Here is a 19632-nt window from a genome sequence, read left to right as displayed (position 1 = left end):
ATGATCGTAACAGAACAAAAGAAGATCGAAGAAATACTTGGGATGCTCAAAGAGAGCAAAAGCATTTTTATTGCGGGCTGCGGCTCGTGCGCCACGACAACAAATACCGGCGGCGAAGAACAGGTCAGGGAGATGAAAAAGGCCCTTGAAAAAGCCGGAAAGCGCGTTACCGGGACAAAAGTAATAGAATCGACCTGCGACGAGCGGCTGTGCAAAAAAGATCTCAAAGACCTGCGTAAAGAAATGGACGAAGCCGACACTTTTCTTGTCATGTCATGCGGGGCGGGGTCCCAGACGATAGCCGACCTGATCGGCAAAAAAACTTTTCCCGCTCTCAATTCCATGTTCCTGGCAAGAGTGGAGCGCGCGGGAAAATTCTACGAGATGTGCACCACCTGCGGGGACTGCCAGCTGGACAAGACGGGCGGCATCTGCCTTATAACACGATGCGCTAAAAACACCCTGAACGGCCCGTGCGGCGGTTCCGTAGAGGGCAAATGCGAGGTCAACAAGGAAAACGACTGCGCGTGGGCGATCATCGAAGAGAGGCTGAAGCAGATAAATTCCGTTTCGGACATCAGGGATTTCCGGCCGGTAAAAGACTGGTCCGCAGCGCTGCGGCCGAGAAAAGTCGAAAAATGAACACCTTAAGAAAAGCCATAGATAACAATGAATTCATATTGACTGCGGAGATATTCCCACCCAGGGGAAGCGATATAATCCCCGCTCTGGAAAAAGCCAGGCAGCTTAAAGACACGGTACACGCGATAAACGTGACCGACAACCAGAGGGCGGTGATGAGGATGAACCCCATTGTCCTCTGCCACAAGCTTGTAAGCGAAGGTGTCGATGCGGTATATCAGATGTCCTGCCGCGACCGCAACAGCATGGGGCTTTCATCTGATATACTCGCGGCGGCAGCGCTCGGCATTAAAAATATCCTGGCCATCACCGGAGATTATCCCGTCAAGGATGGGAAAGTCCTCGCGAAGCCCGTGTTCGAAGTGGATTCGGTCCAGTTGATAGATCTTATTAAAAAAATTAGCGGCGGGAAAGATCTTCACGGTAACGGTCTGTCGGGCAAAGCCGATCTTACCACAGGCTGCGTGGTCAATCCGAACAGCGAGCAGATGGACCTTCAAATAATGAAACTGAGAAAAAAAATAGATGCGGGCGCCGAATTCATCCAGACACAGGTGGTCTTTGACACAGACCTGTTCAAAAAGTTCCGCGACAAGGCGGGCCGTCTCAAGGCAAAACTTCTGCTCGGCATATTCCCTTTAAAATCTTTATCGGCAGCGGTCTTTATGGACCAGAAAGTTCCCGGGGTGAAAGTGGGGGAGAAGGTCCTGAAAAGGATGAAAGCCGCTAAAGATCCGGTCAAAGAAGGCCTGGATATCGCGGTCGAGACGATAAAAGAACTTAAATCTTTATGCGACGGCGTTCACTTCATGACGATGAACGATGCGGAAACAGTCAAACGGATAACAGAGAAAATATGAGAGAACCTAAAAACAGACAATTATACTATGAAGATATTTTTGAAGAATTAGAGAAAAAGAAAGTCAAGTACCTTATTATCGGCGGGATCGCGGTTAATCTTCACGGGGTTGAGCGAGTTACAGGGGACATGGATATTATGCTCTCAATGGACAGAGGGAACCTGCTGAAGTTCATTTCAGTGATGAAGCTACTCAAGCTAAAACCCAAAGTTCCTGTTAATCCGGAAGATCTTGCTGACCCGTATAAGGTGAAAAAATGGCAGAAGGAAAAGGGGATGCTGGTATTTTCATTTATTGATATAGACAATCCGTATATCAATATTGATGTAATGACAGAAAACTATATTTCATTTAAGAAAGCATACAAGAAAAGAATAGTGATAGAGGCATGGGGAATAAATGTGTCTGTTGTAGGTATCGACGAACTGATAGAACTTAAAAAGATCGCAGGCAGAAAAAAAGACATGGAAGATATCAAACTTCTTAAACAAAGAATGAAAATGAAATGAAAACAGAAAAGAAAACAACGGATTCTTCGGCTGAGAGAAAAAAAATATTCGAACGGTTATCGCCTCAACAAAAATTAGAAGGGCTTGAAAAGCTCAACAGATTTCTGTATTATTTTATGCCGCAAAAAAGCAAAGAATTTGCCGCCAAAGTCAGGAAAGGGAATATTTAAGCTCTCCCACCAACCACTATCTCAGGTACCCTTACCGTAGGCATCGCGTCTGATACAGGAGCGTGATCTCCCTTTCCGCAGGTCCCGATGATGAAATGAAGGTCGCTGCCGACCATATCTATTTCCGCAAGTATCTTTGGGCCATTACCGATAAGAGTAGCACCGCGGACAGACCTTTTTATTTTACCGTTCTCTATAACGTAACCTTCCTGGACTTCGAATACAAAATCACCGTTGGTCACGTTGACCTGGCCTCCGCCGAGCTTTTTGACGAGCAGACCGTTCTTTACAGAGCTGATGATCTCTCCGGGATCGGAATTGCCCCTTTCGATATAAGTATTCGTCATCCTGGGCTGGGGTTTTTGCTGAAAGTCCTCGCGCCTTCCGTTCCCGGAGGATCCGATATTTAATATTCTCGAATTATAGATATCGCTCATAAAACCCTTCAGGATGCCGTTCTCTATGAGGATCTTTTTCTGTGAAGGAGTACCTTCGTCATCGAATTCAAAAGAACCGTAAGCTCCCGGAATAGTCGCGTCGTCTATAACTGTTATAAGTTCTGAAGCGACCTTTTGTCCGGTCTTTCCGCCGTAGACGCTTGTATTCTTTACAATGAAATCCGCTTCAAGCCCGTGGCCGCATGCTTCATGAATCAGAGTCCCGCCAGCTTCGCTCATTATGATTACAGCCATTTTCCCGGAAGGCGCGGCAGATGCTCCAAGCATCATGACAGCCCTTTCGGCGGCTATTACCCCCATCTTTTCAACGTCTACTTTTTCAAAAAGCTCAAAGCCCGTGCTCGCGCCGGCTGTCTCGTATCCGGTCTGCAAAACCCCATTATTGCTGGCAATAACGCTCACTACGAACCTGGTCCTTATCCTTGTCCCTTTAGCATGTATCCCGAGAGAATTTGAACAGGTGACTTTCTGAACGGTGTCGCCGTAGCTGATCGACACCTGCCTGATCAGAGGGCTTATCTTTCTTGCAGCACGGTCCGCTTTTTCGACAAGGGCGATCTTCTTATCTATCGGGATGTCGGGTTTTTCGGGCGCGGTCTCTTTTTGAGAGTAATATTCATAGTCCACCTCAAGGCCTTTCATGGCACGGATGCCTTTTCCCGAGTAACTTCCGGCGATCAGCTTGTCGATCCTGGCGTCCTCGATGACTATGGATGTGGATGAAACTTCCTCTGTGAAGACGTCGGCAAAATCAGCGCCGAAATTTATCAGGGAGCTTTTAATAAGATCGGTCATTGGTGTTTTAATTCTTTGAATTTGATAAGTTCCGTCAAAAACTGGTTTGTCGGAGCATGGATCCCGATATCTTTCCCCATTTGGACGATCATCCCGTTGAGATAATCGATCTCCGTCTTTTTTATCTTTTCTATATCCCTCAGCATCGAAGGTTTATGAGAAGACGTCATGGGGATCAGGCGGTTAAACAGTATCTTGATATATTCTTCCTTTGTCTTCAGCTCGAGCTCAATGCCCTTCTTCTGCGCGACGGCGTAGATCTCGGCGACGATACGCCTCATGATGTCACGCGTGTACTCTGTTTCGATCAAGGCTCCGTAGTTTATTCCCAGAAGGGTAGCGAGAGCGTTAAGGGCGCAATTATAAAGGACTTTTCCCCATATATATTTTTGGATCTCATCTGTCGCGATCGTTTTAATACCGGAAAGCGTGAACAGATTAGCCATCTCTTCTACCGGTTCTTTCGGTGTCTTCAGGCTTATCCTCCCTATTGCCACGTCTTCCGCGCTGACGGTCACTTTTACCGAACCCGGAGCAACGAACTCTGCGCCGAATATGACCCGGCCGCCGAGGGTCATTTCCGGGCCTATTATTTTTGCTATCGACTCCACGTTCCCGATGCCGTTCTGCAGGGAGAGGACATAAGTGTTCTCACTGGCGATATTCCTGATATCCGCCATGGCGGCAACTGTATCATAGGATTTTACGGTCAAAAGGACGAGATCAAAAGTATTAGCGTGGTCCTCTTTAAGGTCGGCGCTGTTCGTGTATCCCAGTATTCCCGGAACGTGATGGTCTCCCCAGATGCCGGTGATATCAAGGCCTTTCGCTTTCATGATCTCGATATGGCCCGGCCTGCCAAGAAGCACGACTTCTTCGCCGGCTTTCGCCAGGAAGCCGCCGAACACGCAGCCTATCGAGCCGGCCCCGTACACAAGGAATTTCATAGGTAATATGATAGCAGAAATGACGGGAAAGGCAAAGTTAAAAAAAGTGGGAATCCATTTGGTGGGTATCGTCCCGATCAGATCGGGAAGAGAGGGTGGATTCCCACGCGAACAACAAGCAATTGATATTTACGGCTTAAAAGGAGCCAGATCCTTCCATAGAAATACATTTTCAACCCCGGCTGCTTTTACTCCTTTTTCCATAATAGATGCGCCGAGTTTGAATGCCTGATCAGAATCTTCCCGGGACAGTGCTTCTCCCGATGTGGTAAAGGTGGGGCCCGTATTTGAGAACCTGACCAGTACCGTTGCTTTTGTCTTGAGGCTCTGCACTCCGACTCCACTAACCATGTAATCTACTTTATAGTTTCTGGTCGGTTCCAGTTCTTTTTTTACATAAGTCTTCATCGCTTCCGCGACATCATATTTTTTCAAAGCGTATTCCTGCGGAAGACCCGGCTTGAATTCCCTGATTATTGTAGGAGGTATACCGAATTCCTGTCTCATCCAATCCAATTGCTGTACAGGGTTTCTGCCCTGCCATTGATGTTTAGCGGCTGCCAATAAATATATAAGCGCCAGCGCCGCATCGTCTCCTCCCTGGACACCCGGGTATGAAATCGGGGCTCCAAACAGCGGATTTGTATTAGGAGCCAAGAAAAAATGACAAGTATTTTCAACGGCTGCCGCGGCAGTGGTCTCTCCCATCGCGCGCATGAAGAACGGATATCCCGGTTCAGCATCTATCAACCCGATCTTGTGACCTTTTGCGTTCAATGCTTCCACGAGCAGCTGGATCGCCAATCCGGTCCTTTGTCCAGGCCCTGAGGGTTATGGGTCGCCCAATTGTATGCTGTCAGCTTTAAAAGATGTGTTCCCGTTAAAGAAACCGGTACCCCGTTCGCGTTCAAAGCGATAAAAGTACCTCTGTCGGCATCAGGGTCAAGGATGCCCCATGTGCGTCTGTCATATGTCCTGGTCCGGAATTCGGCCATCTTAGGTGTTTCATGTTCATTTGGATCGGTAATATCAGCCACACTGAAATCAGGGCTAAGGTTTTCATTTAATGTGCGTACATCGGCTCCAAAATGACTTGCCATGAGATAAAAATTCAGACCGAGAGGACTGTGGCAGATATCAGTCCCGATCCTTAACCCTGCCAAAAGTTCATCTGTCGGGCAAGTCGCGCCTGTCCTTGCGCGGATCATGTCTTCGGCTACCGCAAGATTATGGGCGGTCATGTCACCGACCGTGATGAAGTTATCTGCGGCATTTTCCACTGCTCTGAGCGCGGCAAAATCGCCTGTCGTCAGCCTGGCATAAAGATCTTTCATAAGATCTGTACCGCAAAATACTTTTCCAAGCATGCCGAGCTTTGTTCCGGCAATTTCGGGTTTAGCCAAATGGCTAACTGTTCCGTAAATCCAATTGCCTCCGGCCAAGTTCGCTGCCGATTGGAATTCCGCGACGTTCCTTATAGAGCCGCCGTTCTGGACCCCCCAAAATATGACGCCCCCGCCGTTCTGAACTGCTTCGGACCTGGCTATCGTATCTGCGAACACAGACATCATGTCATAATGTTTCGCATAGCAATCGACGGCGACATTGATGACATGCCCGTCCGGCTTTCCGCTCCTGACCTGAAGTTCCTTTGCATAAGCTAATGCCATAAGCGCGGCAAGAGCAGGCTGCTGTCTCAGTGTCTTTGACCGTACATCATAGTACATTACTTCACCTTTAAGAGCAGTCTCAATACCCCCGGTGTTCGATTTGAGTGCAGCTGATAGATCCAAAGCTGCAGTGTTAAGCCTTGCTGAGCTGTCGCTTGTCTCAACAAACTGGCCTTGTAAATTAAGCCTTCTTCCGAAAATATCATGTTCCATAGGTCCCCGCGCGATCGTTGATGTGCTTCTCCTTGCGGTCTTTCCAATGATATCGGATAAATGCTGCTGGACTGGGGTCAATCTCGCTGTAGACATTTCACTCTTTCTCCTTTGCTGATTAAATTATCTTCCTATATAATTATCGGTAAAGATTTCCGGAAATTTCACACATTTTTGAAATTATTGGATAATTAATTGATCATAATACCAATTATCATTTCCCCCCGTTCAGCCTGCCTATCTCAGCCCACACTTCCTTGATTATCTGCGGGATATTCGTTCCCTGCATCGAACGGGTCATCATTGCGGAATACTGCTTAAATTCTTCGGTCAGTCTCGCAGACCTGTGTACGATCTTTGCCACGACGATCTTGGCGGTGGAAAAGAACACATCTTTGTCCTTCATTTCAAAAAGGACGACTTCTCCAGCTGATGCGCGCGATAAAAGATCTATCAGAGCCCTTGAAAACCTTGGCAGGTGTTCGGATTTATCCAGAAAATCCGTCAGCCATTGGAAAAAAATGGTATTATGACTTTCTTCTCCACTCGCAAGGAATTCGACAGCTATCTCGAGCGCTGGTTTGAAGATTGTCGGATCCGAGCTGGAAATGATCTCATTAAAAAGAAGGTCAAGAGATACATCGCTTCGCAATGACGACCCCAATTTATGGCCCGACCTAAGATTTATGAACAGGAACAAAGAAAGCAGAGCTTTTCTTTCAGAAACCATAGCTCTGGTCGTTTTAAATTTATACACTGTCACGGCCCTTTGGAACAGGTCCCTTAAAAGGAGTCTTTGGGTTTTAGGATCTCCCTTATCGGACACCCGCTTGTTTATTTCATCAAAATATTCTATATAGTAACGTAAAATCGCCGGCTGCAGCTGCCGGTCAAGCTCGTGCAGCGATGTGACGGGTGCTTTTATACACAAAAGCAGCAGCTCCATTTCTTTTTGTGTGACACATGTCTCAAGATACCTGGCCATCTTTTCTATAAATTCTTCACCGTCTTTTTCCCTGATATCGAGGCTTGGCCACTTGCAGCTGCAGATAACTCTGGCTGATTTCTCGGCCTGATGGCTTATCGATGCCGGATCCCCGGCGGCAAGTTCATCAGCGATGAACGTGCATTTGCGGTGGATCCTGCAGATGGAGGCGGGATTTTCCGGACCCACAGGGCCGAACAGTGTCGTTCTTGTTATTGAAGCTTTTTCGGGAGTTGTCGCAAGCATGAACAGATGTCTGATCGCCCACACAAAATCAAGCCCAAGAGACATCGCATAGCAGTTGGCAAGCGTCGGGTCTTTCACATCGAGACCTTTGCTTATGATCTTTTCCCTGCTGAGCTTAACGACAGAGACGGGGTTGTCGAAAAGAGTTCCTTGCGGGCAAAAAACTATCTCACCGTCAGCAGCCAAGCCGAGAACGCCGATATCTATCCCTCCGATCTTCCTGACCCGGGCAGCATATGCTTCAGTGCTCGGATGGATCGGGTCAGGCCCGATGATCTCGGTTATTCTGTTTTTCGGGTCCATAAGGCCGATAAAATATCTGTTCACAAAACTTGCAAGGGAGAGGGGGCTGTCAGGGGTTTCACCGAGGATCTCGGCTCCGTGGATGAACCTGACCTTGTTCCAATTAACTGTCTTTTTTGCCGCAAGCGCTTCCATAAAACCGAGGGTCGTATTTCCGGGTGTGATCAACAGGTTGACGAACGGAAGATTTTTTTGAAGATTGCCGACAACTTCCGCGACCAAAGCAGCGGATCTTTCCGGAAAAATATCATGTCTGAAGACGACCTGCCTGAAACTCCTTGTTGAAGACTCGATGATCCCGCTTAACGGAAGCCTGGGCCGCACCGATGTGGCTCCCTGTATGAGATGTCTTGCGTCATACATCGAAGCTGTAGGGAACCTTGTATTGTTCATGATGATATATCCAATTGATGTATCGTTTGAATTTAAGGGAAATTTCAGTTAATCGATATTTTGAAAAAAATAAGATGAAATTTGTTTATTAATTTAACGATAAGTTAATCAAAGAGCCAATTGGAAAAAGAAATAGATGCATTACAATAGTTCAATAGCGATAAATACAAGCGTACAGCACATAACAAGTGTCGGGAACGTATTCAGCAGTGCGTCGTCATGGGCATCGTCGAACGGCGCGACTTTAAAGAACAAGTTTCGCTTATTGACCTGGCTGGCCAATCAGGGCCCGAGACCTGCCGCTTTTCACATTTGGGTAAATCATTGCGAGAGAGTTATATATCTACCTGCCGGAACCCGTAAAAAGACAATGCTTAACACATTTCAAGACGATAAAATATCAAGGAACGGAGTGATCCTGGAACCAAAGACTTTCCAGGACTTCCGGCTTAGCAGGGGGCTGGTCTTATGGTCGGTAGAAGATAACGGTCAGAAAGGCTTTCCTTTTGCGGGTTACCTTCTGGCCGGAGGAAACGGCAGGGTCATTTATGGCAAACAAAGATTTATCCCCGGTCTGGAAAAATTGCCGGATGAGAATCAGCCCGGTTCCGATGACCTGTGGATATGTCACCTGAGATACTGGCTTGCCACCGGTCTCTGCCGGCCGGAGACCTTCGAATTAAAGGCGGACTCGGTGGGAAAGATCTATCTATACAATTTTAATGCGGGCAAAAATCACAGCTGCCCGCTCAATCTTAATCCGAATAATAATCTCCGAGGATCGGTCACCGAGATAGGAGCGGCAAGATTAGAGCCAAAAACTTTCCGGGACCGGAGCCGGGGAGTCTTATTGACACCTCTTGACAAAGAAAAACGCACGCTTGATATTGTTAAAAGCTATAGGCTTTTCAAGGGCGGAAGGTTTTTAAGCAGGGAAGAACTGATGCCAGTCGCGGATGACCTGGCGCAGATCGCGCCTGACCGGCTGCCTGGAACATATTCCGCGCAGACCAGGTCGTTCATCCGCTGGCTGGCGACCGGCGAAGGGGAAAACGATGGGGAACAGACCGTCAGGATAAAAGACGGCGCCGATGTCCTTTATAGAAGGCCGCAGTCAAAGATAAGGTCCGGCGAGAGTGAAAGCATCTTTCTGATGCTCACTTCCGTATTCGGGCCGAGGTTGATCAGGACACGGCAGGTTTTTCCTGACGGCAGCCGCGGTGCCTGCTATTGGCCGGTCGGGCCGGGAGGATCAAGACCATTTCCTTTTGCCTCCGCAAAACTTTTTAGCGGCAGAAATTTTATTACAAAACCAAAAAAAATACTGTTTGGCATTGAGGGGTTTTCAGGGAAGCTGCCGCTCACGAACGATAGGCATTTATATCAGCTGGCTTACTGGTTTATCACCGGGCAAGCGATTCCGAGACAGCAGAAATGCCATATCAAGGAAGGAAAGCATTATCTTTATTCACTTAAGTCGCAAAAACCCATCAGCTGCAGGCTGCCCGGCCGGCCCAGATGGATTGTCTGGCAGCCGGTTCAATTTACGGACGGTCTCAGGGGAATTGTGGACCGGGCGTTCGATAAAACAAAAAAATGCGGAGGTCCGAATTTAGCGGGATTGGTCCTGGCACGCAACGGACGACTCTTTGACAGGGAAGAAGTGATCCGCCTGAAAGGCGGTATGCTAAACGAGCTGGCATGGCTTTGCACCGGCAGCAATCCGCCGGAAGGGATCACAGTTAAACTTTCAAACGGCTCTGATGTTCTGAACCTGTTACCGGGAGTGCGGCCGGCTATGGAATTGCCCATCCCTCCTGAAATCGGAGGCAGTGTATGGCGGGAGCCTTTTGAATTTAGCGGAGCTCAGAGAGGTTTTCTATACTGGCAGACCGATGAAAGCGGGAAGAAGATAAGGCCGGTAAAGGGTTTCATTCTGGCGGCTCCGCCTAAGACTGCAGAAAAACCGGCTGGTCAGGCCGGTATGACGGTCAGTGGCGAGCTTCTGGCTATGCCCCATGTCTTGTCTGACAAAGAGATCATGTGTCTTGAGAAAAGCAGTTTGATATTAGAACTGAACAGGCGTTATTTCGAATTGAAAAAAAATTCCGCCAAGCTGAAGAATAAACCAGAGGCGCAGCAGAAAATACTGCAGCAGATGGCAGCAGTGAAAGACATCATCAACAACGTCAGCCTGGATTCAGCGGGCCGCAGCGTACTTGCAAGAAACGACCGTATTGAATTACTGAAACTGGTGGCTGCTGCCAGTAGCTGTAAACGGCGAAAAAGAAAATTAGTGATTGTCAAAGATCCTAACGCTGCGAAAGCAGCCGCCGATGCAAAAAAAGCTATCAGACTTGAAGAGGAAGGTTCCGGGAAAGAAGAGACAACACCCAGAAAAGATGAGGAGTCAATGCCCGGAAATGAATATCAAGTATCCGCTAGAGAATACACAGATGGATCAATGGAAGAATAAACGGGCGGATGGTTGCCGGGCGATTTGGGCCCTTACGCGAATGTCTTAATAGTGAAATACTCATATTTTTGTGATCGATAGATTAACCGGAGTGATAAGTATCACATGCAGATAAGATCAAAAAATATAAATATGCCAGGAGCAGGGAGCCCCTCAGAAAGAACCATTCAAAGAAAATCTCCCGCAGTAAGACCGGTTCAGGCAACCCTTGCCCAAAGGACAAGATTGAGCAACTGGCTTACAGACAAGGCCGGTATACCCGGGAAAATCCCCCTGACAGTGGACCCGGGTTTTAAAATTGTATTATATGTGGGACAGACAAGTCCCATGGACTTATATACGTTCAATGCTCCCGAGATCATCAGGAATGGTGTTATTGTTCATCCTGTTTTGCTTGACGACTGCAAGGCTGCCATATTCTGGTCGGTCAATGACAGGGGGGCGATGGTTTTTCCTTTTCAGGGATATATTTTTTCGGACAACCGGGGAAAACTGCTTGATACTCCGCAAAGCTTTCGCCCGTTCCTGGAAAAGTTCCGCAGCAGCGGTCTGCCTGGCGCCTATGACCTGAATGTCTGCCAGCTGATCTACTGGCTTGGCACGGGAAACTGCCAGCCGGACCCTTTACCTCTGAAAGTCGATAAATTTGGAATAGTATATCTATACGCCCTCCAAAAAGCTTCTAAAAAATTACCGCCTGTGAAGATATCCATGAGCGGTGACGACCGCCTGAAGAAGAGCGGAATAGAAGGCGAGCCGGTAATTTTCAAGGATAAAAGCAGGGGCCTGCGGTTCTGGGTTCTTGCCGATGACAAAAAGACCAGGGAGTTTCCAGAATCGGCAGTAAAACTTTTTACCGGAGATAAGTTCATTGAGAGTCCGACAAAAATACCATTAGGACTTCAGGAGTATAAGGGCGATCTGCCAAAGACCGAAGGCATAGGAAGAAAGCATCTTGTTTACTGGCTGATAACTGGCGAGAGCCGTCCGGCTGAATCGACCGAGGGCCTTGTCAAGGGTTATCTGAATTTATATACTCTGTCCGGAAAAAGACTGACCCTTTACATAGGAAGAGCAGCCGGTAAACAGGTAATAATACAACCCACAGGTCTTGGCAATGGACGCCGCGGCCTGGCAGTCTGGACCACCGATGACAAAAAACAAAAGCTGTCCCTGATCAAAGGCTTTGTCCTTGCGGAAAGCGGCCTGTTGTCTGGAAGAGGAGAAGTAGTATCTCTTGCCGGGTCTGAGGCGTCAAAATTTCTGAAAAAAGAGGGCGCAGAGACGTCTGCCGCGGATCAAAAAAACACCGCGAAAAAACTCGACGAGGCAGAGTCGGACAAGGTCTATTAAGGACAGACCAGCAGGAGCTCACACAAGATTTTTGATGATGTTTTGGGTGTCGCTGATGATATTTTCCAGATGTTCTTCGCTCACAAAGCTCTCCGCATAAAGCTTGGCGATATCTTCCGTGCCCGAAGGCCTGACCGCAGACCAGCCGTTTTGAGTCGAGATCTTAAGCCCGCCAATAGGTTCTCCGTTCGGTGCTTTTGAAGAAATCAAAATGATCGCGTCTTTTGCGAGTGTGGTTGCTTTTATTTGTTCCGGGGAAGCGTTTCCGAGTTTTTTCTTTAAGGCCGGGCTTGCCGGTGTATCTATCCTTTTATAAAAAGGAATTCCGAATTCTTTGGTAAGCTCTTCATAAATTATCCCAGGGTCTTTTTTCATGACAGCGCATATTTCCGCGGCAAGAAGGCCCATTATTATCCCGTCTTTATCGGTCGTCCATGTTGATCCGTCCATCCTCAAGAATGAAGCTCCCGCGCTTTCCTCCCCGCCGAAGCAAAGGGTCTTTTTAAAAAGTCCGTCCGCAAAATATTTGAATCCCACCGGCGTTTCAAGAAACATCCTTCCGAGTTTACTCACGATCCGTTCAATAAGCTGGGTAGTCACTATTGTTTTTCCGACCGAAAGTCCCTTTTCCCAGTGTGCCCTGTGATTTATCAGGTACCAGACCGCGACCGAAAGAAAATGGTTCGGGTTCAACAGACCTTTTGACCTGGCGACTATGCCGTGGCGGTCCGAGTCCGTATCATTGGCGAATATGACGTCGAAATCATCTTTTTGTCTGACGACATTTGCCATTGCAAAAGGGGAGGAGCAATCCATCCTTATTTTTCCGTCATGGTCCGAAGGCATGAAATCAAAGGTCATGTCTATCGCGTCATTTATTATTTCCAGTTCTATCCCGTATAGTTTTTTTATGGGTTCAAGGTACTCGATCGCGGCTCCGCCCAGAGGGTCAGCCCCGATCTTTATTTTTGAGCTCTTGACGGCGTCCATATCGATAATATCTTTGAGGGCCGAGACATAAGGCGTGACAAAATCATGTCTTCGGACGCTGTTTTTCTTCAGTGCCGTTTCAAGAGGGATCCTTTTCACTCCGGCATTTAGTCCTTTAAGGTAATTATTCGCATAGGACCCGATCTTTTTTGTCATCGAGCTGTCAGCGGGCCCGCCTGTCGGCGGATTGTATTTTATCCCGCCGTCTGCCGGCGGATTATGGGAAGGCGTTATTATTATCCCGTCCGCTTTAGCTTTTTGGTCATTTTTATTTTCCTCGAGGATGGCGAACGAGACTGCCGGGGTAGGGGTGAACCCGCTTTTATCGTCGAACTTCTGTCTTTCTTCGAACCTCACTTCCGCATCATTAGCAGCAAGCACTTCCAGAACGACCTGCATCGCGGGAAGCGAGGCCGCGTGCGTGTCCATGCCGATGAAAAGAACGCCGTTTATGCCGTTCTCTTTTCTGAAATCGACCATTGACTGTGCGATGGCGGCGATATGCATTTCATTGAAAGTCCCGAGTGATGGACATCCCCTGTGGCCCGAAGTCCCGAACGAGACTTTCTGCGCGGGATCTTCAGGGTCAGGTTTCAACTTAAAAAAGTCATCCCTCAGTTTTGTTACATCAAGCTTTTTTCTGTTCATCCGTCCATCTCCAGACCGTAAAGTATCATGGAAATAGCAGCGAGCGCCGCGGTCTCCGTCCTTAATATCGTTTTTCCAAGTGAAACGCTGGTAAAACCGGAGCGCTTTGCCAGTTCGATCTCACTATTAGAAAATCCGCCTTCGGGTCCGATCAAAAGCGCAATATTTGATATACCGGCATTTTTATTCAGTACATGTTTTATGGTCGTATAGTCTTCGCCTTCGAAAGGGATAAGTTTTAATCCGGCATCTTTGGTCTTTTTGAAAAAATCCGGCAACCCGACAGGCATGATGACCCCGGGGATATGGGTCCTTCCTGACTGCTGGCTGGATTCTTTTGCGATCTTGTTCCACCTTTCAGGTTTGCCGGATTTAGGAACTGATCTTTCTGATATTACGGGGATGATTTCAAAGACACCGAGCTCCGTCGCTTTTTGTATCACGAGGTCCATTTTAGAAAGTTTCGGCAGGCTTTGACCGAGAGTGATCTTTGTCTTCGGTTCCGCGCTGTTCTTTTTTTTGGATATGACGGCGAGGGATATTTTTTCCTTTGAGATGTCCTTTATCTCGGCGAGGTATTCGTTCCCGCTGCTGTCAAAGCAGATGATCCTGTGGCCGCGGTCCTTGCGCAGGACGTTCTTGATATGGTTCACATCCGAGCCGGAGATGATTATGAGGTCCCCGAGAACATTGTCTCTGGGGACGAAGAACCTGTTCATTTTATCCCTTTGATCTTTTTCAGCAGGTCGGTCTGCTCGCGCGACAGCCTGGTCGGGATCTCCACGTGCACCTCTATGAAGAGGTCTCCTCTTCCGTTGCCCTGAAGCCGCGGCATGCCTTTTCCCCTCTGGCGGAAAACTGTGTTCGGCTGGGTGCCGGACGGTATCTTAAGCCTGAAATTTCCGTCAAAAAGCGGCAGGTCAATCTCGTCGCCGAGGATCGCCGTGACAAAATCTATCTTTTCAGAAGTGAAAAGGTCATTTCCCTGGCGCTTGAACTTTTCGTGCGGCCTCACGCTGATATAAACATAGAGATCGCCCGGGATGCCGCCTTTATGGCCGGCATCGCCTTCGCCTTCGACGCGCAGACGGTACCCGCTTTCGATCCCCGGCGGAATTTTCATTTTGATCTTGCTTGAAGTTTTTATCCTTCCGGAGCCCCTGCAGTCTTTGCACGGGCTGGAGACCGTCTCTCCGCGGCCGCCGCATGACGCGCACGGCACAGTGCTCGCGAAACTCCCGAACATGGTCCTTTGAGTCTGCTGAAGGACCCCGGACCCGTTGCAGGCCGCGCATTTTTTTACGGAAGTGCCGGGCTCCGCGCCCGCGCCTTTGCACCTTGAGCACTGCCTCAGGTGGGAGATGTCGATCTCTTTGTCAAATCCCGCAAAAGCTTCCTCCAGTGTCAGGATAAGGTCAAACCTGAGGTCGGTCCCTTTCTGCGGTCCGCGCTGTCTTCTTCTTCCGCCGCCGCCGGTACTTCCGAAAAACGATTCTAAGATATCTCCGAGATCGCCGAAAGGGCTTCCCCCCTGAAATCCCTGGAAGATATCGTCAAAATTTGTGCCGCCCGCGCCGAAACCGCCGCGGCCGGGACCCGCGTAGCCGAACCTGTCATACTGCGCTTTTTTAGCCGGGTCGCCCAGGACCTGGTAGGCTTCGTTAATTTCCTTGAACTTCTGGTCGGCGCCGGGTTCCTTGCAGACGTCCGGGTGATACTGGCGGGCCAATTTTCTGAAAGCGGATTTTATATCGTCGGTGGAAGCGTTCTTTGACGCTCCTAGTATCTGATAATAATCTTTTGAAGGCATATGTTTATATTATATACTAAATAGGCAGCCCTCACCCTTCCTCCCGCCAAGGAGGCGGGACAAGCTTCTCCCAGAGGGAGAGGGTGCGATATAAAAAATTTAGAATTATTCAATAAGAAAATATTGACTCTCCCTCTCCCCGATCCGATCGGGGAGAGGGTAGGGGTGAGGGTCAGAGAATTTTAATTCTTATCAGTCTCTTTCCAGTCGGCGTTTATGGTCTTTCCTTCAGCGTCTTGCCCCGGGTTTGCCGAAGGCCCCGGTCCCTGTGCTTCTCCTTGTCCTTGTTGGGGGCCTGTCTGCGCCTGGTATACTTTTGAAGACATCTCGTACACATCTTTCTGCAGTGCTTCGAACGATGACTTTATCTTTGCGGTGTCCGTTCCCTTCAGAGCGTCTCTGGTTTCTTCGATGTCCTTCAGGATCTTGTCCCTTGTCGCAGCATCCACCTTGTCCCCGACTTCTTTAAGCGTTTTTTCGGAAGTGTAAGCAAGGTTATCCGCCTGGTTGCGTATCTCCGCGTCCTCTTTTTTCTTCTTGTCGTCGGTTTCGTGGGCGGATGCTTCCTTTTTCATCTTTTCAATATCATCTTTTGAAAGGCCGGAAGAAGCGGTGATCGATATTTTTTGTTCCTTGCCGGTGCCATGGTCCTTTGCGCTGACGTGAAGTATCCCGTTCGCGTCGATATCAAAGGTGACCTCTATCTTCGGGATGCCTCTCGGTGCCGGCGGGATGCCCTCAAGGTGGAACCGCCCGAGCGTCCTGTTGTCAAAAGCCATCGGCCGTTCTCCCTGGAGCACGTGGACCTCTACGCTCGTCTGCCCGTCGCCGGCGGTCGAGAAAGTTTCGCTTTTAGAGGTCGGGATAGTAGTGTTCCTGGTTATCAGGGTGGTCATGACATTGCCCATCGTCTCGATGCCGAGCGAAAGGGGAGTGACGTCAAGGAGCACCATCTCTTTTACATCTCCGGCGAGCACGCCTCCCTGGATCGCGGCTCCCAAAGCGACGACCTCGTCGGGATTGACGCTCTTGTTGGGTTCTTTTCCGAAGAAATTCTTGACCAGCTCCTGGACTTTGGGCATCCTTGTCTGTCCGCCGACCAGTATGACCTCGTCTATCTCGTTAGGTGAAAGTTTGGCGTCGGACATCGCCTGCTTGACGGGGCCGAGCGACTTATCGATGAGATCGCTCACTATCTGTTCAAGTTTTGCCCTTGTGAGCTTCACGACAAAGTGTTTCGGCCCGGAAGCGTCGGCCGTTATGAATGGGAGATTGATCTCCGTCTCGAATACAGTCGAGAGCTCGCATTTCGCTTTTTCACCGGCGTCGCGCAGCCTCTGCAGGGCCATCCTGTCATTGCGCAGGTCAATCCCGTTCTCTTTCCTGAACTCGTCTATCAGCCAGTTCACTATCCTCTCGTCGAAATTGTCGCCGCCGAGATGAGTGTCGCCGTTGGTCGATTTGACCTCGAACACGCCTTCTCCTATTTCGAGTATGGATATATCGAACGTTCCTCCGCCCAGGTCGTAAACGGCGATCTTTTCGGATTTCTTTTTGTCGAGCCCGTAAGCAAGCGCCGCGGCGGTCGGTTCATTGATGATCCTGACGACCTCAAGCCCCGCTACCGTTCCGGCGTCCTTTGTGGCCTGCCTCTGGCTGTCGTTGAAATACGCGGGCACGGTGATGACCGCTTTTGATACTTTCTCTCCGAGGTACGCTTCCGCGTCCTGTTTTATTTTCTGGAGTATCATCGCCGATATTTCCGGCGGGGTGAAGGTCTTGTCCCCGATCTTGACGACTGCCGCGCCGTTAGGCCCTTCGACGACTTTGTACGGGACGAGCTTCATCTCTTCGGATACCTCGTTCAGCCTTCTTCCCATGAACCTCTTGATAGAATAGACCGTGTTCTCGGGGTTTGTGATCGACTGGCGTTTTGCGACGCGGCCGACCACTCTTTCCCCGGGTTTAGGAAATCCTACCACCGAAGGCACGATACGCTCGCCTTCGGAAGTCGGGATGACAGTGGGCTCTCCTCCTATCACCACCGCGCAGCAGCTGTTAGTGGTCCCAAGATCGATACCGATTATCTTACTCATACTGATCTCCTTTCTTTCTCCGTTTTATTTTTTTACAACTATAACCATCGACGGCCTGATCAGTTTATCCCTTAAAGTGTATCCTTTCTGCATCTCCTCTATCACCGTTCCGTCTTCGTGGTCCTTTGATTCTCTCGTAAGGACCGCTTCGTGGAAGTTCGGGTCAAATTTTTTGCCGAGCGCTTCGACCCTGGCAAGGCCTATCTTGGTAAGGACATCCTCGAGCTGTCTTTTTATCAGAGCGAAACCTTTGATTATTTCCTCGTCCAGCGTCTTTTTGTCGCAGCCGTCCGCGTGCCGCATGGCGCGGTCAAAATTGTCCAGTATCGGCAGCAGGGCCAGGATAAGGGCCTCGTTCGAAAAACAGATTATATCCTCCCTTTCGAGAGCCGCCCTTTTTTTGAAATTATCAAAATCCGCCATCAGGCGGAGCATCTGATTCTTCTGCTCCTCGAATTTTGTGTCTTTTTCCTCGAGCTGTTTACCGAGGTCCTCGATGTCTTTTTGAAGCGTTTCCGTCTCTTTGTTGTCCGGCATCTGTTTTCTTCCTCCCATTATTTTCATCAGATCTCCTCCAGCAGGTCGGCAAAATATCTCAGGATCGAAGACACCCTTTTATAATCCATCCTCGTCGGGCCGACAATGCTTATTATACCCCTGTCTTTGTATTTTGCGGAAGCGACGGAACACTGCTTCAGCTGTTTCGGCGAGTTTTCCCCTCCGACGCGGATGGAGACATCATCTTCTTCCTCCTCGGTATATTCATTCAGCAGGTCTATCATTTCGTTGTGCTTCTCCATCAGCTCCACGACTTCGCTCGTCATATCGACGTGGACGAACTCGGGCTGCCTGAGCATCCTGTAGATGCCGTTTATATAAATTATATGTTTCTTGTCCGGATCGACCACAACGGAGGCGTTGCCGGTCATCCTGGAAACAAGCTCGCCGGCGATCTCGAAGATGTCATCCCTGATCGTCTTGAGCATCTTTTCCCGCACGCTTTCGCTTTCCCTGCCGGAAAGCTCCGACTCTTCAAGGATGTTGTCAATAAAGAACCTGTAACCTTTGTCAGATGGAACCCTGCCCGCGGAGGTGTGGGGCTTTTTGATATAGCCTTTCTTTTCAAGGTCCGCCATGTCAAAGCGGATGGTGGCGGGGCTTGCCTCGACGTGGTGGTCCTGCGTCACGGTCTTGGAGCCTACCGGCTCCGCCGAATGGATATAGTCCTCTACTATTATGCGGAGGACCTTCTGTTTCCTGTCATCAAGGACTTCGAATATCATATTAGCACTCGACCCCTTCAAGTGCTAATTATAGCAATTGGCAACTAAGTTGTCAATAATATTCCTTGTTCGGATTTTCTCTCAAAACGCCATAAAGAAATTCACGGGATTCTATTGATACTGCCCGAAAGTGAGGTAAGTCTCCGGCGAGTTATCGATAAACTTCTCGACGGTGCTTTACTCGATAAACCGCAACAAGTCTTTGACCGTCATCTATTGTATACAAAATGCGATAGTCTCCGATCCTTATACGCCAGCCATCTTCCCCTGATAATTTCTTGACACCGCGCGGACGCGGATTCGCTTTTAAACTTTCGATTGCATCTGTGATGCGTTGAATTGCTTCGGCGGGAAGGGACTCAATTTCCTTAGCAGCTTTGCGTTCAACAACAACCCCATACATTAACGAATGCGCCCTTTGCTTTTTAACTTTTTTATAAGGGTATCAAAGTCAATAAACCCCCTTGCGGATCCTTTTGCTCTTTTTAAATCTGCCGAATCTTCCAGGTCTTCCATATATTCTATAAGCCGCATGTAGTTTCTGACAGATAAAACCACCGATTTCTTTTCTCCTTTTTCATCAACAAGGTATTCTGCCCGGATATTCATTTATCCACCTCCGCGTTCAAATTTATCATATTATAGGAACAAAATCAATGTAAATTCAGCCTACAGAGAGGGGCAGGGGCTTACAGGGCAGCTCTCATCCTGCCCTGAGCGAAGCCGAAGGGTTATGAGTCGGGACCTGCATCTAGTTTAACCCGAACGTAAACCTGCCCGCAATG

General features: G+C 48.8%; 19 protein-coding genes. 6 read left to right on the top strand and 13 right to left on the bottom strand.

The genetic code is table 11. The features are described from left to right. From NTZ10_04390 to NTZ10_04375, 4 genes are read left to right on the top strand one after another with little or no spacing between them, the layout of a single operon-like run. Complete coding sequence (locus NTZ10_04390) at positions 1 to 642, top strand: methylenetetrahydrofolate reductase C-terminal domain-containing protein (protein ID MCX5749462.1); 642 nt, start codon at positions 1 to 3, stop codon at positions 640 to 642. Beyond that, complete coding sequence (locus tag NTZ10_04385) at positions 639 to 1502, top strand: methylenetetrahydrofolate reductase (protein MCX5749461.1); 864 nt, start codon at positions 639 to 641, stop codon at positions 1500 to 1502. The genes NTZ10_04390 and NTZ10_04385 overlap by 4 nt, the downstream gene beginning before the upstream one ends. Next, positions 1499 to 2011, top strand: coding sequence for a hypothetical protein (locus NTZ10_04380; protein ID MCX5749460.1), 513 nt, complete (start codon positions 1499 to 1501; stop codon positions 2009 to 2011). Before NTZ10_04385 ends, NTZ10_04380 begins: the two co-directional genes overlap by 4 nt. Next, on the top strand, positions 2008 to 2181 hold the full coding sequence (locus NTZ10_04375; GenBank protein MCX5749459.1) for a hypothetical protein: 174 nt from the start codon (positions 2008 to 2010) through the stop codon (positions 2179 to 2181). Before NTZ10_04380 ends, NTZ10_04375 begins: the two co-directional genes overlap by 4 nt. On the opposite strand, the gene NTZ10_04370 is transcribed toward NTZ10_04375, so the two are convergent. From NTZ10_04370 to NTZ10_04350, 5 genes are all read right to left on the bottom strand, one after another. After that, the gene (locus NTZ10_04370; GenBank protein ID MCX5749458.1) at positions 2178 to 3434 is read right to left on the bottom strand and encodes a TldD/PmbA family protein; all 1257 of its coding nucleotides are present in this window, start codon (positions 3432 to 3434) and stop codon (positions 2178 to 2180) included. The two genes, NTZ10_04375 and NTZ10_04370, sit on opposite strands and share 4 nt — an antisense overlap. Continuing rightward, positions 3431 to 4381: a ketopantoate reductase family protein gene (locus tag NTZ10_04365; protein ID MCX5749457.1), complete on the bottom strand. Its 951-nt coding sequence runs from the start codon at positions 4379 to 4381 to the stop codon at positions 3431 to 3433. The genes NTZ10_04370 and NTZ10_04365 overlap by 4 nt, the downstream gene beginning before the upstream one ends. A 129-nt stretch (positions 4382 to 4510) precedes the next feature. After that, positions 4511 to 5185 carry a hypothetical protein gene (locus tag NTZ10_04360; GenBank protein MCX5749456.1) on the bottom strand — a complete coding sequence of 225 codons (675 nt, stop codon included), beginning with the start codon at positions 5183 to 5185 and terminating at the stop codon, positions 4511 to 4513. Further along, positions 5155 to 6360, bottom strand: coding sequence for a hypothetical protein (locus tag NTZ10_04355; GenBank protein MCX5749455.1), 1206 nt, complete (start codon positions 6358 to 6360; stop codon positions 5155 to 5157). The genes NTZ10_04360 and NTZ10_04355 overlap by 31 nt, the downstream gene beginning before the upstream one ends. Before the next feature lie 118 nt (positions 6361 to 6478). Further along, entirely contained in the window at positions 6479 to 8191 is a 1713-nt protein-coding gene (locus NTZ10_04350; GenBank protein MCX5749454.1) for a hypothetical protein, read from the bottom strand. Positions 8192 to 8561: 370 nt separating this feature from the next. Here NTZ10_04350 and NTZ10_04345 point away from each other — a divergent pair, with 370 nt between their 5' ends. Both NTZ10_04345 and NTZ10_04340 read left to right on the top strand, forming a co-directional pair. Then, entirely contained in the window at positions 8562 to 10667 is a 2106-nt protein-coding gene (locus tag NTZ10_04345) for a hypothetical protein (protein MCX5749453.1), read from the top strand. A 105-nt stretch (positions 10668 to 10772) separates the two neighbouring features. Then, on the top strand, positions 10773 to 12020 hold the full coding sequence (locus NTZ10_04340; GenBank protein ID MCX5749452.1) for a hypothetical protein: 1248 nt from the start codon (positions 10773 to 10775) through the stop codon (positions 12018 to 12020). An 18-nt stretch (positions 12021 to 12038) separates the two neighbouring features. Here the strand turns inward: NTZ10_04340 and NTZ10_04335 are convergent, their stop codons facing one another. From NTZ10_04335 to NTZ10_04300, 8 genes are all read right to left on the bottom strand, one after another. Beyond that, positions 12039 to 13658 carry a phosphoglucomutase, alpha-D-glucose phosphate-specific gene (locus NTZ10_04335; GenBank protein MCX5749451.1) on the bottom strand — a complete coding sequence of 540 codons (1620 nt, stop codon included), beginning with the start codon at positions 13656 to 13658 and terminating at the stop codon, positions 12039 to 12041. Beyond that, on the bottom strand, positions 13655 to 14377 hold the full coding sequence (locus NTZ10_04330) for a 16S rRNA (uracil(1498)-N(3))-methyltransferase (GenBank protein ID MCX5749450.1): 723 nt from the start codon (positions 14375 to 14377) through the stop codon (positions 13655 to 13657). Before NTZ10_04330 ends, NTZ10_04335 begins: the two co-directional genes overlap by 4 nt. Then, the gene (gene dnaJ / locus NTZ10_04325) at positions 14374 to 15468 is read right to left on the bottom strand and encodes a molecular chaperone DnaJ (GenBank protein ID MCX5749449.1); all 1095 of its coding nucleotides are present in this window, start codon (positions 15466 to 15468) and stop codon (positions 14374 to 14376) included. Before dnaJ ends, NTZ10_04330 begins: the two co-directional genes overlap by 4 nt. 182 nt (positions 15469 to 15650) lie before the next feature. Continuing rightward, positions 15651 to 17564: a molecular chaperone DnaK gene (dnaK, locus tag NTZ10_04320; protein ID MCX5749448.1), complete on the bottom strand. Its 1914-nt coding sequence runs from the start codon at positions 17562 to 17564 to the stop codon at positions 15651 to 15653. A 24-nt stretch (positions 17565 to 17588) separates the two neighbouring features. Beyond that, positions 17589 to 18128, bottom strand: coding sequence for a nucleotide exchange factor GrpE (gene grpE, locus NTZ10_04315; GenBank protein MCX5749447.1), 540 nt, complete (start codon positions 18126 to 18128; stop codon positions 17589 to 17591). Then, a complete protein-coding gene (locus NTZ10_04310) occupies positions 18128 to 18847 on the bottom strand; it encodes a hypothetical protein (protein ID MCX5749446.1) in 720 nt (239 codons plus the stop codon). The genes grpE and NTZ10_04310 overlap by 1 nt, the downstream gene beginning before the upstream one ends. Positions 18848 to 18998: 151 nt before the next feature. Continuing rightward, positions 18999 to 19250, bottom strand: coding sequence for a type II toxin-antitoxin system RelE/ParE family toxin (locus NTZ10_04305; protein MCX5749445.1), 252 nt, complete (start codon positions 19248 to 19250; stop codon positions 18999 to 19001). Next, positions 19250 to 19456, bottom strand: a complete 207-nt coding sequence (locus NTZ10_04300) for a hypothetical protein (GenBank protein MCX5749444.1) — start codon at positions 19454 to 19456, stop codon at positions 19250 to 19252. The genes NTZ10_04305 and NTZ10_04300 overlap by 1 nt, the downstream gene beginning before the upstream one ends. Positions 19457 to 19632 lie beyond the last annotated feature (176 nt).

The organism is Candidatus Saganbacteria bacterium (genome assembly GCA_026387835.1).
Classification (GTDB): domain Bacteria; phylum Margulisbacteria; class WOR-1; order JAKLHX01; family JAKLHX01; genus JAPLKZ01.
The sequence above is the reverse complement of the archived record's forward strand: the minus strand, read 5'-3'. Positions and strand labels throughout refer to the sequence as shown.